The 14155-nt window shown below is 58.2% G+C and carries 11 protein-coding genes; 1 reads left to right on the plus strand and 10 read right to left on the minus strand.

Features of this window, described 5'->3' with window-relative positions; all coding sequences use genetic code 11:
- Position 1: 1 nt before the first annotated feature.
- From soxY to thiD, 4 genes are read right to left on the minus strand one after another with little or no spacing between them, the layout of a single operon-like run.
- The gene (soxY, locus tag METAL_RS09865; protein WP_005371945.1) at positions 2–469 is read right to left on the minus strand and encodes a thiosulfate oxidation carrier protein SoxY; all 468 of its coding nucleotides are present in this window, start codon (positions 467–469) and stop codon (positions 2–4) included.
- Entirely contained in the window at positions 466–810 is a 345-nt protein-coding gene (gene soxX / locus METAL_RS09870) for a sulfur oxidation c-type cytochrome SoxX (protein WP_005371946.1), read from the minus strand. Before soxX ends, soxY begins: the two co-directional genes overlap by 4 nt.
- On the minus strand, positions 807–1427 hold the full coding sequence (gene thiE / locus METAL_RS09875; RefSeq protein ID WP_005371948.1) for a thiamine phosphate synthase: 621 nt from the start codon (positions 1425–1427) through the stop codon (positions 807–809). The genes soxX and thiE overlap by 4 nt, the downstream gene beginning before the upstream one ends.
- Positions 1424–2215 (minus strand): bifunctional hydroxymethylpyrimidine kinase/phosphomethylpyrimidine kinase, encoded by a 792-nt coding sequence (gene thiD, locus METAL_RS09880; protein WP_005371950.1) that lies wholly within the window; start codon positions 2213–2215, stop codon positions 1424–1426. The genes thiE and thiD overlap by 4 nt, the downstream gene beginning before the upstream one ends.
- A gap of 265 nt (positions 2216–2480) precedes the next feature.
- On the opposite strand from thiD, the gene ilvD reads away from it, so the two are divergent.
- On the plus strand, positions 2481–4334 hold the full coding sequence (gene ilvD / locus METAL_RS09885; protein ID WP_005371952.1) for a dihydroxy-acid dehydratase: 1854 nt from the start codon (positions 2481–2483) through the stop codon (positions 4332–4334).
- A 165-nt stretch (positions 4335–4499) separates the two neighbouring features.
- On the opposite strand, the gene METAL_RS09890 is transcribed toward ilvD, so the two are convergent.
- The 6 genes from METAL_RS09890 to METAL_RS09910 form a co-directional block, all read right to left on the minus strand.
- Complete coding sequence (locus METAL_RS09890; RefSeq protein WP_281023991.1) at positions 4500–6452, minus strand: acyl-CoA dehydrogenase; 1953 nt, start codon at positions 6450–6452, stop codon at positions 4500–4502.
- Positions 6453–6929, minus strand: a complete 477-nt coding sequence (locus tag METAL_RS21560; RefSeq protein WP_245549337.1) for a hypothetical protein — start codon at positions 6927–6929, stop codon at positions 6453–6455.
- A gap of 232 nt (positions 6930–7161) precedes the next feature.
- Positions 7162–9480: a 3-hydroxyacyl-CoA dehydrogenase/enoyl-CoA hydratase family protein gene (locus tag METAL_RS09895; RefSeq protein ID WP_005371954.1), complete on the minus strand. Its 2319-nt coding sequence runs from the start codon at positions 9478–9480 to the stop codon at positions 7162–7164.
- On the minus strand, positions 9477–10616 hold the full coding sequence (locus METAL_RS09900; protein ID WP_005371962.1) for a thiolase family protein: 1140 nt from the start codon (positions 10614–10616) through the stop codon (positions 9477–9479). The genes METAL_RS09895 and METAL_RS09900 overlap by 4 nt, the downstream gene beginning before the upstream one ends.
- A gap of 165 nt (positions 10617–10781) precedes the next feature.
- Positions 10782–13097 carry an alpha/beta fold hydrolase gene (locus METAL_RS09905; RefSeq protein WP_005371965.1) on the minus strand — a complete coding sequence of 772 codons (2316 nt, stop codon included), beginning with the start codon at positions 13095–13097 and terminating at the stop codon, positions 10782–10784.
- 34 nt (positions 13098–13131) lie between these two features.
- Positions 13132–14064: an MlaA family lipoprotein gene (locus METAL_RS09910; RefSeq protein ID WP_005371966.1), complete on the minus strand. Its 933-nt coding sequence runs from the start codon at positions 14062–14064 to the stop codon at positions 13132–13134.
- Positions 14065–14155 lie beyond the last annotated feature (91 nt).

Genomic DNA, 14155 nt, shown 5'->3' on the forward strand with positions numbered 1-14155 from the left:
TTCAACCTCCGCAACCGCCGATCGTGACTTTGACCAGTTGTCTGGCGCTGTACAGGCCGCCAGAGGTTTCCGCGACCGCGATCACTTCGGAGGTCTCGGCCATTTTCAGGCGTGCCGAAACAACGGGATCGAGATCGGGCGATAGCTCGAAGCACGCGGCCAGCGGTACCGGATTTTTCGCCACGAAGATCGAGACGGTGCTGACGCCGGGCAGGGAACTGCTGACCGTGATCGGCACGATCGCGCCGTTTTCGGCGATCAGCGGAATCTTGATTTCGATGTCTTTGCTTTCGGTGATTTTTTGGTCCTTGAATGATCGTTTCAGCGATTCTTCGAGCGGGCCTTGTTTGAAGTTTTCGGTTCGCCATTCGGCGAATACCTTGAGCGGCGCAAGCAAACCCAAGGTTGAGGCAAACGAACCGGCGCTGAAAGCCAGCGATTTTTTAAGGAAAGAGCGGCGGGTGGTCATGGCAGGCTCCATAAATAATCGACGATCCGGTCGATTTCGCCGGTGGTAAGAATCTTGTTTCTGCCGAACGGCGGCATGCTGGTTTCGGGGTTGAAGCGGGTCGCGTTGAAGATCTGTTCTCGCAGCGGCGCTTTGTCCTTGAAACGCGTTTTCAAAGCCGCCAGCGGCGGGCCGATATCGCCGGGCGATTCGCCGCCGTCGATCGCGTGGCAGGCTAGGCAGTTGCCTTTGTTGCGGTCGAAGGCCAACTGCTTGCCGTCCTTCAAACGATCTTCCGGCTTGTGAGCGGTAGGGGCGCAGGCGGCCAGTAGTCCGAACAAAACCAGTAACGGGAATTTCATTGGCTATCGAACAGGCGTTGATAGGCGTGGGCCGAAAGCTCCGGATCGTGGTCGAAAATACCGCCGATCACGGCCAGCAAATCGGCTCCGGCCGCGAGCAGCGCCGCGCCGTTTTCGGGCAGAATGCCGCCGATCGCGACGATCGGAATCGACAGCGCCTGCTTGGCCTGCCGAAGCGTATCCGGATGCGCGGGAGAAGCCAAAGGCTTCGTGCCGGAAGGGAAAAAACGTCCGAAAGCCGCATAAGTTGCGCCGTGCGCCTGGGCTTCCAGCGCCCGTTCGAGCGAGTCGTAGCAGGAAATGCCGATGATCGCATCGGTGCCGAGCCGCTCCCGGGCCTCGCGGATATGGCCGTCATTCTTGCCGAGATGCACGCCGTCGGCGCCGGCTTCCAGCGTCAGTTCGATGTTGTCGTTGATCAGCAGCGGGACTCGATGCCGGTGGCAGACCTTGACCAGTTCGCGGGCCAAAGTCAGCGCATCGTGGGGATGTTTGTCGCGGTATTGTACGACGACCGCGCCGCCGCGAATCGCGGCCTCGATTTCGGCGATAACCGTGGCCGGCGATTTGCCGTCAGTTTGGGTGATTGCGTACAGCCCGCGTGGGGGGAATCTCATACGCCCGCCTCCATCCAGAACAGGCGGTCCGGATTGTGCTGGCCCTTGCCGGGCGGATAGCCGTGCCGCAGCGCATTCCAGGTATATTCCTGCGCTTCGTAAGCGGCCTGTGCCGGAGTCAGCCCCTGGGCCAGAAGCCCCGCGATGCAGGCCGCCAGCGTGCAGCCGGAGCCGTGATAGCTTTCGGGCAGCCGGTCCCAATGGAAGGTTTCGATACGGCGTCTGTCGTGATAGAGTCGGTTGCTGACCGTCGGCGTCGTTTCGTGCGCGCCGGTAACCAGTACATAGCGGCAGCCTTTTTCCAGCAAAGCCGGCCCGCATTCGTCCAGATCCACGAGCCCTGCCAGCTGGCGCGCTTCCTGACTGTTGGGCGTCAGCACGGTCGTACGTGGCAGCAGGAGATCGACGATCGCATCGAGCAATTTCCGATCCGACATTTCCGCGCCGCCGCCGGCCGCGAGCACCGGATCGAGCACGACCGGAATGTGCGGATGCTGTTGCAGGATCGCATGGATCGCTTCGGCGGTTTTATGATGGCCGATCAGGCCGATTTTGAAGACCTTGACGTCCAGATCCGCCAACACGGTTTCGGCCTGGCTAATGATGTCTTCGGGGTTCTGCGGCAACAGCTTCTTGACGTTTCGAGTATCCTGCTCGGTCAGCGCGGTAATCACGCTCGCGGCATGGCAATGCTGGCTGACCAGCGTTTCGATATCGGCCTGCACGCCGGCCCCGCCGCTCGGGTCATGGCCGGAAAAGCAGAGTACGATAGGACGGGTGATCGACATAGCGAAAGGCAACAATTCAACTCAATTGCTTATTTTAACCCGAAAAGCCGATGGGAGGCAGTCGAGCGTACCATATACCCTACATAGCCCGGGCTGACAAGGGGTATCACGATAAGCGTTCGGCGGGTAGAACGAAAAGGGGAAGTGATGATCGACCAAATCCTTAATTCTATAACATGCGTTGCGACGTCAGTGGAGATGAACGTTCGATTGGGGTATTATCTAAAGCTTCAATTCCAAACATTAAGGTCCTTCGAGATTTATTATGCCCCAATACCGTTCCCATACCAGCACTTCCGGTCGCAACATGTCGGGTGCACGCGCCTTGTGGCGCGCCACCGGCATGAAAGACGAAGACTTTTCCAAACCGATCATCGCTATTGCCAATTCCTTTACTCAATTCGTGCCCGGTCATGTGCATCTGAAAGATATGGGCCAGCTGGTCGCGAGAGAAATCGAAAAAGCCGGAGGCGTGGCCAAGGAATTCAATACCATAGCGGTGGACGATGGTATCGCCATGGGTCATGAGGGGATGCTTTACAGCTTGCCTAGCCGCGACCTGATCGCCGACAGTGTGGAGTACATGGTCAACGCGCACTGTGCCGACGCCTTGGTCTGCATTTCCAATTGCGACAAAATCACCCCGGGCATGATGATGGCCGCGTTGCGCCTGAACATTCCTGTGGTGTTCGTGTCCGGCGGCCCCATGGAAGCGGGCAAGGTTAACTGGAGAGGCGAAATTCGCGCGCTGGATCTGGTGGATGCGATGGTGGAAGCGGCCGACGATCGCGTCAGCGACGAGGAAGTGGCTGCGGTGGAACGGTCCGCGTGTCCAACCTGCGGCTCTTGCTCAGGCATGTTTACGGCCAACTCCATGAATTGTCTGACCGAAGCGCTGGGACTCAGTTTGCCCGGCAACGGATCGCTGGTGGCCACGCACGCCGACCGCGAGCAGTTGTTCCTGCGCGCCGGCCGCCTGATCGTCGAACTGGCCAAGCGTTATTATGAGCAAGACGATGCCAGTGTGCTGCCGCGCTCGATCGCGACATTCGAAGCGTTTCAAAATGCCATGAGTCTGGATGTGGCCATGGGCGGTTCCACCAATACCGTGCTGCACTTGCTGGCGGCGGCGCACGAGGCCGGAGTCGATTTTACCATGTCGGACATCGATACGATTTCGCGGCGCGTGCCCTGCCTGTGCAAGGTCGCACCGGCTACACAGAAATATCATATGGAAGACGTTCACCGCGCCGGCGGCGTGATGGGCATTTTGGGGGAACTCGATCGCGCCGGCGTCATCAATCGCGAGGTGCCGACCGTGCATAGCGTCACCCTGGGTACCGCGCTGGAACAATGGGACATTCAGCGTACCCGGGACGAAGCGGTCAAGACGTTTTTTCGCGCCGCACCCGGCGGAATACCCACTACGGTCGCCTTTTCGCAGTCCCGGCGCTATCCGGAATTGGACGACGACCGCGTCAACGGCTGTATCCGCGACAAAGCGCACGCTTATTCCCAGGACGGCGGCCTGGCGGTATTGCACGGCAATATTGCGCTGGATGGTTGCATCGTCAAGACGGCCGGGGTAGACGATAGCATCCTCAAGTTTACCGGCCGTGCCCGTGTCTTCGAAAGCCAGGATGCTGCGGTTACCGGCATTCTTGGCGATCAAATCCAGCCGGGCGACGTGGTTGTGATCCGGTACGAAGGCCCGAAAGGCGGCCCCGGCATGCAGGAAATGCTGTATCCGACCAGTTATCTGAAGTCCAAGGGCTTGGGCAAAACCTGCGCACTGCTCACCGATGGCCGTTTTTCCGGCGGCACGTCCGGCCTGAGTATCGGCCACGCCTCGCCCGAGGCGGCCGAGGGCGGCGCCATCGGTTTGGTGGAAGAAGGCGATACGATAGAAATCGATATTCCCAATCGCCGTATCCATCTGGCCGTGTCTGTCGAAGAGCTTGAGCGCCGCCGCGCGGCGATGATCGCCAAAGGCCCAAGGGCTTGGAAACCCGTCAATCGCCAGCGCAACGTGTCGGCAGCGCTCAGAGCCTATGCCGCCATGGCTACATCTGCCGCCAGGGGGGCGGTGAGAGACGTGTCTCTGGTCGAGCGAAATTAACGAACTGCCCTCAGTACGCGGATGATGTCTACTGGAGCCGATTTCCTTTGGCTCCAGCAAATTTCCGAACTTGAATGATTTGTAAACCTTCCGCTCTCTGTCCGGCGAGAGCGGGGATTACCGAATAGATACACCCTGCAGGGCGCTAATGCGCCCACAAAAATTTTACGCTTTCTCGATCCCAGTCAATTCTTCCGGGCTGAAATCGTCCACCGTGATCGCCGCGAGCCGGGCTTTGTTGGCGGCGTCGATCAGGCCGGCTTCCAGTTCGGTGAGGAGGCCTTTTGCCAGGGCTTCGGCGGCGGCATGCGAGGGATCGCCTTTGCTTAGCAGCTTTTTCTTTTGCGCCTGGCGGATCTTCGCTTCGACCGGTGCGGCGGCGAGCACGGCCTTGAATGCGACTTCGATCCGGCCGGTCGGATCGTCCGGCTGGTTGTTGATGTAGATACCTTGTGTCAGGCGGTCGCGCGCGGGCGATTCGGTTAGAAGAACCGACGCAGTTTGGTGAATCAGCCGCTCGCCGGGCGGCAGGCAGGGTTTGCCGAGCGGGAAGATGAACAGGCGCAGCAGCCAGACGGCAGGGCGCATCGGCAGCTTCCACAAGATTTCCGTCAGGGCTTGCTGTGTTTGATACAGGCTCTGTTGGCAGGCCCAGTCCAGCAAGGGCAGGTCGTCTTCGCTGCCGCCTTCGTTCTGGTAGTGCTTCAGTGCGCAGGAGCACAGATACAGGTTGCCGAGCGCGTCGGCGAAGCGGCCGGACAGCCGTTCCCGTCGCTTCAGGGCGCCGCCCAGCGTCAACAAAGCAAAGTCTGCCAGCAGCGCGAAACCGGCGCTGAAACGGGCGATTTTCCGATAATAGCGCTTGGTGTGCCTGTCGCCGGGCATCGAAGCCAGGCGGCCACCACTCAGTCCGAACCAGAAGCTGGCAGCCAGGTTGCGCATGAAAAAACCGATGTGTTCGAACAGTATCCGGTCGAATTGTTCGGCGGCGGCTTCGGCATCGCTCCGGTTCAAAACGGCCATTTCCTTTTGAATGTAAGGATGGCAGCGGATCGCGCCCTGGCCGAAAATCATCATCGTGCGGGTCAGGATGTTCGCGCCTTCGACGGTGATGCCGACCGGAATCACCTCGTACAGACGGCCGAGATAGTTCCGCGGCCCCAGGCAGATGCCGGAGCCGCCCTGGATGTCCATCCCGTCGTTGATCACCTTGCGCATCCTCTCGGTCAGTTCGTATTTCAGAATCGCGGAGATCACCGACGGCTTTTCGCCCTGGTCGAGCGCGGCGCAGGTGACCTTGCGCGCGGCGTCCATCAGGTAGGTCTGGCCTGCCAGGTGCGCGAGCGGCTCTTCGACGCCTTCGAATTCGCCGATCGGCACGTTGAACTGTTTGCGGATGCGCGCATACGCGCCGGTATTGCGGCTGGTGAATTTGGCGCCGCCGACGCTGAGCGCGGGCAATGAGATCGCGCGTCCGGTCGCGAGGCACTGCATCAGCATTTTCCAGCCGTTGCCGATCTGATCGATCCCGCCGATCACCCAGTCCATCGGAATGAATACGTCCTTGCCCCCGTTCGGGCCGTTCTGGAAGGCGGAGTCGAGCGGAAAATGCCGGCGGCCGATCGATATGCCCGGCGTATGGGTCGGAATCAGTGCGAGGGTGATGCCGATATTTTCCCTGCCGCCTATTAAATGGTCAGGGTCGTAGAGTTTGAACGCCAAACCCAAAACGGTCGCGACAGGGCCAAGCGTGATGTAGCGTTTTTCCCAGTTCAACCGGATACCGAGGGTTTTTCGGCCTTTGAAGTCCTGGTAACAGACGATGCCGGTATCGGGCATCGCGCCCGCGTCGCTTCCGGCGTGCGGACCGGTCAGCGCGAAGGCCGGAATTTCCTCGCCGTTCGCAAGACGCGGCAGATAATGGTTTTTTTGCTCCTCGGTGCCGTAGACCAGCAGCAGCTTCGCAGGCCCGAGCGAGTTGGGTACCATTACGGTCACCGCGGCGGTCGAGCTGCGGCTCGAAAGCTTCATCACCACTTCCGAATGCGCCATTTCGGAAAATTCGAGGCCGCCGTAGCGCTTCGGGATGATCATCCCGCAAAATTTTTCGCGTTTGATCTAGTCCCAGACTTCCTGGGGCAAGTCCATCCGGTTGCGGGTGATGTCCCAGTCGTTCAGCATCGCGCACAGGGTTTCGACCGGCCCGTCGATGAAAGCCTGTTCCTCGGCGGACAGGCGGGTGGGGGGCAGGTCCTGCAGCATTTTCCAGTTCGGCTTGCCCGAGAACAGTTCCGCGTCCCACCAGACCGTGCCGGCTTCGAGCGCTTCCCGCTCAGTCTGCGACATCGGCGGCAAGGCCGCTTTCATCAGTTTGAACATCGGCCGGCTGATCCATTTCATGCGCAGGGTATTGATGTTCAGCGGCATGAAGATGAGCAGATACAAAGCCCATAAGCCCTGGCTGAAAGGCGTTACGCCATAGGCCAATAGGTAGGCCATCAGCCACAGGCCTATCACCCAGGTGGCCATCAATAAGGAAGTGCGCCGGTAGCAGACTGCCAATACCAGGGCGATTAAAGCAATGAACCAGAGCATGACGATTTCTCCTGTTGCTGTCGGAAGCGCCGCGTTTACAGACACTTCATTTTTATAGTTCTTATACCCAAGCCCAGCCAAACTGCACTGCATCGGAGTTCAAAGCTTGCTTTGAACTCCTGCCGGTCCATGTATGGGTATTAGGCTGTCCAATGGGGGTATCACGACGAGCCTTCTGCGTGGGGACAATTAGGCTCCATTTCAGAAAATTATTTTTAGCCGCATCCTAAAGTCAATTTCTCAGCGGCTTGCCGGTTTTCAGCATATGGTCGAGCCTGGCCAGCGTGCCCGGCTGCTTGACCAGTTCGACGAACGCTTCGCATTCTAACGCGAGAATGTCGTCTTCGGTCAACGGCTGGGTGATATCGGCGTCGCCGCCGCTGAGCACCCTGGCCAGTTGGCTGAGCACCACGAGGTCGTAATCGGTGGTCTTGCCGAGCGCATGATAGGCTTTGACGCCCATGTTCAGCATCACGCGGGCTGTCTTGCCGGGCAACGAAAATACGACCGGCTGCGGCGGGACATAGTTTTCGGCCAGCGCCAGCGCCTTTGCCTTCGCATCGGCCAGCAGGCGCAATTTGTTCATTGTGATGCCGTCGTTCTTGCCCAGGTAGAGCAGTTCTTTCGCATCGGCCGCCGATTTCGAGACGGTCGCCAGGCTGACCGTTTGGAACGCCTTTACCAGTGGCGGAATCGGGCCGCCCGGTTTTTTCGGAAAGGCGATCCAGCGCCTGAGGTATTCCTTGCAACCGCCCCAGCCCGGAATCAGGCCGACGCCGACTTCGACGAGGCCCATGTAAAGTTCCGCATGAGCCTGGATCGCGTCGCAGTGCAGCAGGATTTCGCAGCCGCCGCCCAAGGCCAGGCCGCTTGGCGCGCCGACGACCGGGAACGGGGCATATTTCAGCACCTGGTAAGTCTGTTGGCCGGTGCTAATCAAACCGGCGACGCTGTCCCAGTCCTGGTTGTGGATCGCCTGCATCAGCAGGCCGAGATTGGCGCCGGCCGAGAAATTTTCGCCTTCGTTGTGAATCACCAGCGCCCTGAAGCCGTTTTGCACTTTGTCGACGCTTTGGCGGATCAGTTCCATGATCTCCATGTCGAGCGTATTCATTTTGCTGTGGAATTCCAGGCAGGCGACGCCGTCGCCCGCATCCCAGAGACTGGCCGAGCGGTTTTGCAACACCGGGACACCGCGCAGTTTGACGTCGGACAGTAATTCGATACCGGGAGCCCGTGTCACCGGACGATAAGCGCCGTCGAAACCTTCCGCCTGCAATTTGCCGGCTTCGGCCTTGTAGAGCGGCTGCTTGTTCGCCAACAGCGGCGGTACGGGCCGGTTTTCGGATTGCAATTTATCGACAAACCAGGCGACCCCGATCCGAGCGAGCAGTTCGAACGGGCCGGATTTCCAGTTGTAGCCGTCGCGCATTGCCGCATCGATGGCGGCAATATCGTCGCTGATTTCGGGCGCGAGGCTCGCCGCGTAACCGAGCGTTTTCGACATCACCCGCCAAGCGAAAACCGCAGCCGGGTCCGAATTCGACAGCAGCGCCTGAAAACCGGTTTTTTGCGCTTCCTGCAAGGCGTTCGTATCGGGTTTTACCGAAGGGGCGTAATGGCCGGTTTTAAGGTCGACCGATTCCTTGATCTTGCCGCCGCCCTGTTTATTCAACCGGTAGAAGCCGCCTTTGCCTTTGCGGCCGGTATAGCCGTCGGCGATCATCTTCTGCACGACTTGCGGCAGTTCGCCGAGTTCATGAAACGGATCGCCCGGCGGCAGGGCCTGTTTCATGCTGGTCAGAATATGCGGAATCAGGTCGAGGCCGACCAGGTCGAGCAGGCCGAAAACCCCGGTTTTCGGAATTCCGAAAGGCATCGAAATCACCGCATCGGCCTGCTCGACGGTCAGATCGAGCGCGATCGCTTCATGCAGGCCGCAAAGGGTCCAGTAGATGCCGATCCGGTTGCCGATGAAGCCTGGCGTATCGTGACAGACTACGCAATTTTTGCCGAGCTCGATGTCGGCAAACCGTTTAACCGCTTCGAGCAGATCCGGCCGTGTTTCTGGGCTCGACACCAGCTCAAGCAGGCGCATGTAGCGCGGCGGATTGAAAAAATGCGTGATCAGGAAGCGTTGCCGGAAGCTTTCGGGCAGGTCCTTGACCAGCAGACGCAAGGGCAGGGTGGAAGTGTTCGAGGAAATTACGCAATCATTTCGGCACACCGTGTCCAGTTTTTGGTACAGCGATTTTTTGATGCGGGGGTCTTCGATGACCGCTTCGATTACCCAGTCGACCTCCGCCAATTTCGGCAGGTCGTCCTCGATATTGCCGGGCGTGATCAGCTTCGCGTTGTCTTTATGCATGAACGGCGCCGGGTCGGCCTTCAGCAGTTTTTCGATCGCGGTTTTTGCGATGACCGAACGGTCCGAAGCATTCTCCGGCACGATGTCCAGCAGCATCACTTTGCAGCCGGCGTTACTGAGATGGGCGGCGATGCTGGCGCCCATCACGCCCGCGCCGACCACGGCGGCATGTTGAATGTTCATCGGATCGCCTCCAGTATCGTGGCAATGCCCTGGCCGCCGCCGATGCACTGGGTGGCCAGCGCGTAACGTTTGCCTTCGCGGACCAGGAGGCTGGCCGCCTTGCCGGTAATCCGGGCGCCGCTCGCGCCGAGCGGATGGCCCAGCGCGATCGCGCCGCCGTCGAGATTGAGCTTATGAATCGGGATCGGCATCGCTTTCAAAACGGCGAGAAATTGCGCGGAAAAAGCTTCGTTCAGTTCGACGATATCGATGTCGTCGAGATCGAGCCCTGCACGTTTCAAGGCTTTCTCGGTCGCGGAAACCGGGCCCATGCCCATGATTTCGGGCGCGCAGCCCGATACCGCGATCGACTTGATCCGGGCGAGCTTGGGCAGGTTGTGGGCATCGGCATACGCTTCGCTGCATACCAGCACCGCGGCCGCGCCGTCGGTCAACGGCGACGAAGTGCCGGCGGTGACGGTGCCGCCGGTCTGAAACGCGGGCGGCAATTGGGCCAAACCGGCCGCGTTCGAGTCGGGACGCAGGCAGCCGTCTTGGTCCACCGGCCCCAGCGGTGTCCGGATCGGAACGATTTCGTCGAGGAAATGGTTTTTTAGCTGCGCGTTGTAAGTTCTTTCCTGGCTCAGCAGTGCGAAAGACTCCTGTTCTTCGCGCGAGAGGTTATATTGCCTGGCCAGATTTTCGGCCGTGTCGCCCATGCTGATATAGACTTCCGGATAATTCCGGTAGAGCGCCGGATTGGGCATGTAGTTGAAGCCGCCCATCGGAACACGCGACATCGACTCGACGCCGGCGCAGATGAACGCGTCGCCCGCGTTCCATTGAATCGCGCCGGCCGCGATATGGATCGACTGCATCGACGAGCCGCAGAACCGGTTGACCGTGGTGCCGGCGACGGTGACCGGCAGCTCGGCGATCTGCCCGACGATCCGGGCGACGTTCATGCCCTGTTCGCCTTCCGGAAAGGCGCAGCCGAGAATCAGATCTTCGATGTCGGCGGGATCGACGCCGGTTTTGTCGATCAATCCTTTTATGACCTGGGCCGCAAGGTCGTCGGGGCGGACTTTGCTCAGCACGCCCTTGTTGGCCGGGGTAAACGGTGACCGACAATAGCCGGAGATAACCACGTTTTTCATAAATTCGACTCCTGTTTATATGCAGTAGGATTGATTTTTTACCGGGTGACGGTCACGGTAGCGGAATGGGTAGGGTGTAAAATGGGTTGATCGCTCCCGGCCGGATGAGACGGCATTGCTTCGGTGGCCGCTGCTCGGTTCACCGCAGGGTTCTAAAGACGATTTTTACTCAATCCGACTGAATTCGGCGGCTTTTGTTTCACTCGCGCAATGAATAATAAAGTCATCGTTGATTTTCCACATGCCGTCGATGTTTTCCATGATGATGCCGTGCCGGTTCGATTTCAGTATCTTTAACTGCCTGTCCGGGGCTTTGATTTTCTGCATGATTTCCGAAGCGCTTTTGACTGAAACCACAGGGTCATGGTCGCCATGAACGATCAAGACCGGAATTTCGATCTTGGGTAAAAATTCGTCCATATGCTGAATCAGAAGCCGTAATTCATAAAGGCAACGGACCGGCACGTTCCGGTAATTGACGCGCGGATGTTCCGAGACATTCTCCAGGAATGGCTTGACTCCTTCGTAGGAAGATACCCAGTCTACAAACTTGTTCGTACCGTGCAGGAAAGGGATCAGCATGAAAGTCGGATTGATGAATTTCAACGGGACCGCCGCGACGCTGACGCCGAGGATATCCGGGCGATTTTCGGAGGCCAACTTCAATGCCAGGGCGCCGCCGGTGGAAAACCCGGTCACCACGATCTTCCGACAGTGCAGTTTCAGGATTTCGAAGCCGTTGACGACCGAAGTATACCAGTCTTCCCAGCTTTGGTCCCGCAGCGCGTAAGGCGAAGAACCGTGCCCTTTCAAACGGACGCCCATCACCGTATAGCCCTGGTGCATCAGGTGGACGCCATAGCCTTTCATCTCCGCCGGACTGGCGAGCAGGCCGTGAATCAGCAGCACGCCGATGCCGTTTTCTTCGACCGGCTGGAGCAGAAAAGGCGAGGGGTCTTCGGTGGCGGTTTCGTGGTCGTTGATGTCTTCGTAGACTGGTTTGGTGTATTTGTGAAGCTCCCACTTCAGATCCATCTGTTCGTCTTCGAACCGCCAGCCGGCGAGTTCTTCGGGGTCGAGCCGGTCGCATTCGGCCAGTGCCTCGATCATCGTCTTGCTGACTGCGGCGATCGGTTCGGCCTCGTTGTTGTAAACCGCGATCAGGTTTTCCAGACGGATCAGGTCGAAATCATGCTCTTCGAGCAATTTGGGCAGGAAACGGTAATACTCGCCTTCTTCGACGATCAAATCGGATAATTTGGCGATATTGATGAAATGCTCGAAACTCTGATTGGTGCCGATGTTCAGGTTTCGGTAATAGTTCGGATTCAGCAGGCTTCGATGCAGATGGATGGCCGTGTTGGTCTGGAGCTTCTTCACGCCGATGTACAGCGCGTTGTAAAAGCGTTGGCGCTCGATCAGCAGCAGGCTGTTTTCGATGCAATGCATGATCAGGGTCGAAGCCAGATGGCTCAGGTTGATCGTGACGTTGGCATAGATTTCTTCCATATAGCGGTTGCGCGTCATATTGGAAGAGGACTTCAGCAGAGAGCCGAGCAGCTTGTGCTTCCAGTTTTTGGGCGCCAGCGGCATCGTGAAAATATCGTCCAGGGACGTCAACTCGGCCGCCACCAGGTCTTGCAGCGCTTTGGTGCTCCAGCTCCAGTCTTGCTGCGGATTGACCGGCATGCCCATCCGGATGTCCATGTCGGTGTTTCTGAAAATGATATTGCCTTCGACCAGCAGTTCCTCGGTCTGGCGCATGGACAAGCCGCCGGAAAACAGCTCGACGCTGGTCAGCAGTAAGTTTTCGGACGTCCTGATCGGGTAAAACGTGATATTGGAAGGAATGATCAGCGTGGGTTTGAGCGCGGAAGTCAGCAACTGGTCCAGGCTGTCGAGTTCGAGCTGCTCCTTCCAACGCACCAGTTGCGCATGATTCTTTTCCTGATAGGCGGTCCGAATCATTTCCTTGAAGATCTCGAGGCCCTGCGCCAATACCGCGGCGCCGGTATGATGCTTGCGCCGTTCGCCCGTGAGCCGGGAATAGACGCTGTAATGGCCTTTCACGTCCATCACCCGGTGGTCCTTGACCATGCCCCCTTCCGGAAAGATGATCACCTTGCGGCCGCGCAGAATCTGCGCGGCGAGCAATTGAAACAGGCGCGGATGATTGTGCGGAAAGCATCCGACATTGCTCAAATAGCGGGACAGTACATTGTCTTCCCTGAAAAATTCGCCGGAAGCGATCGCGCAGCAGTAAGCTCCCGTCTTTTCGTAAATCAAAAATTGCGGGATGAAGGTTTCGAAGCGCGAAAAATGGTTGAACAGAAAAATGTCGCCCTTCTCGACCTGGTCCGCAGTATGCAGCTTCATTTTGACGCTGAGCAATTTACGTACTTGATTGAAAATCTTGACCGATCGGGAATAAAGCCCAATATCGATGTCGTGCCAGTTTTCGGGATAGGACGGTTTGCTCATGGAATGAATCCTTGTTCATTTATACCGGGTTCATTTATTCCGACGGCATCAGTTCGAGTAGCCGCCGTGAATGATTGACGACCGGCGCGGGGCCCGATTGATCGTTCGTACGTCCGAGGTTGTTGGTGCCTTGCGTCACCGGAGGCAAGCCCGAGTCGGCCGCCGAGGATGGCGCAGCGTAGGTCTGATCCGTTTTGCCGCTGCCCGTTATCGCTTCCTCTAGATCGATATCGTCAGCATTTTGTTCCGGCGGATTGCCGTCATAGACAAGATATTCGCGGTTTTGCTGATAGGCGTTTTTAATGAAATCGTAGCGGTCGACCGCCGCTTCATCGACGATCTTCTCGGAAGTGAGCAGATCGGCGCGCGCATCGGTGACCTCGACCGCCTTGGCCCCGGTGATTGCCGCGCCGACCGCCGCGCTGCTTCCGAAGGAGATATAAGTCAAAGGGTTCAGCAGGGCGTCGCCGAGCAGGCCGACCGCATCCCGCGGCGAGCTCGGGCCCAACAGAGGCAATACCAGATAATTGCCTGAAGGCATGCCCCAAAAGCCCAGGGTCTGTCCGAAATCCTCGTTGTGCTTGGGCAGATTGATTTTCGACGCGACATCGAACAGTCCGCCGACTCCGGCGGTCGTGTTGATCAGAAAACGGCTCAGATCCATGCCGCCCTGCAGCATTTTGAGCTGGAAGAAGTCGTTCAGGGTGATGCCGATATCGTTGATATTGCCGAAAAAGTTGGTCACGCTCTGATTGACGGGGTCCGGCACATATTCCTGGTATCCTTTTGCGACGGGCTTGATGACGGCCTTGTCCAGATCGTCGTTAAAACCGTGAACGTTGCGGTTCCAGCCTTCCCATTCGTCCTTTGCCGGCTGGGTCGGATCGGATGCGCAGCCGCTCAGCCCGCCGCCGACCACCAGATTGGCGAGCAGGGCGGAGTTCAGTATCAATTTGTTTTGCAACATAAATCTAACGTTAATATGGATTGATCGATAACGGCATTTTACTCCAGTCTGGATTTTAATCGGCAATAAATACACGAATTGTGCTTTTTCG

Source organism: Methylomicrobium album BG8 (assembly GCF_000214275.2).
GTDB lineage: Bacteria > Pseudomonadota > Gammaproteobacteria > Methylococcales > Methylomonadaceae > Methylomicrobium > Methylomicrobium agile.

Excerpts from the sequence above, each read along its gene's own strand:
- soxY (WP_005371945.1), bottom strand. The coding sequence starts at position 469 with ATGACCACCCGCCGCTCTTTCCTTAAAAAATCGCTGGCTTTCAGCGCC.
- soxX (WP_005371946.1), bottom strand. The coding sequence starts at position 810 with ATGAAATTCCCGTTACTGGTTTTGTTCGGACTACTGGCCGCCTGCGCC.
- thiE (WP_005371948.1), bottom strand. The coding sequence starts at position 1,427 with ATGAGATTCCCCCCACGCGGGCTGTACGCAATCACCCAAACTGACGGC.
- thiD (WP_005371950.1), bottom strand. The coding sequence starts at position 2,215 with ATGTCGATCACCCGTCCTATCGTACTCTGCTTTTCCGGCCATGACCCG.
- ilvD (WP_005371952.1), top strand. The coding sequence starts at position 2,481 with ATGCCCCAATACCGTTCCCATACCAGCACTTCCGGTCGCAACATGTCG.
- METAL_RS21560 (WP_245549337.1), bottom strand. The coding sequence starts at position 6,929 with ATGCTCTGGTTCATTGCTTTAATCGCCCTGGTATTGGCAGTCTGCTAC.
- METAL_RS09895 (WP_005371954.1), bottom strand. The coding sequence starts at position 9,480 with ATGAACATTCAACATGCCGCCGTGGTCGGCGCGGGCGTGATGGGCGCC.
- METAL_RS09900 (WP_005371962.1), bottom strand. The coding sequence starts at position 10,616 with ATGAAAAACGTGGTTATCTCCGGCTATTGTCGGTCACCGTTTACCCCG.
- METAL_RS09905 (WP_005371965.1), bottom strand. The coding sequence starts at position 13,097 with ATGAGCAAACCGTCCTATCCCGAAAACTGGCACGACATCGATATTGGG.
- METAL_RS09910 (WP_005371966.1), bottom strand. The coding sequence starts at position 14,064 with ATGTTGCAAAACAAATTGATACTGAACTCCGCCCTGCTCGCCAATCTG.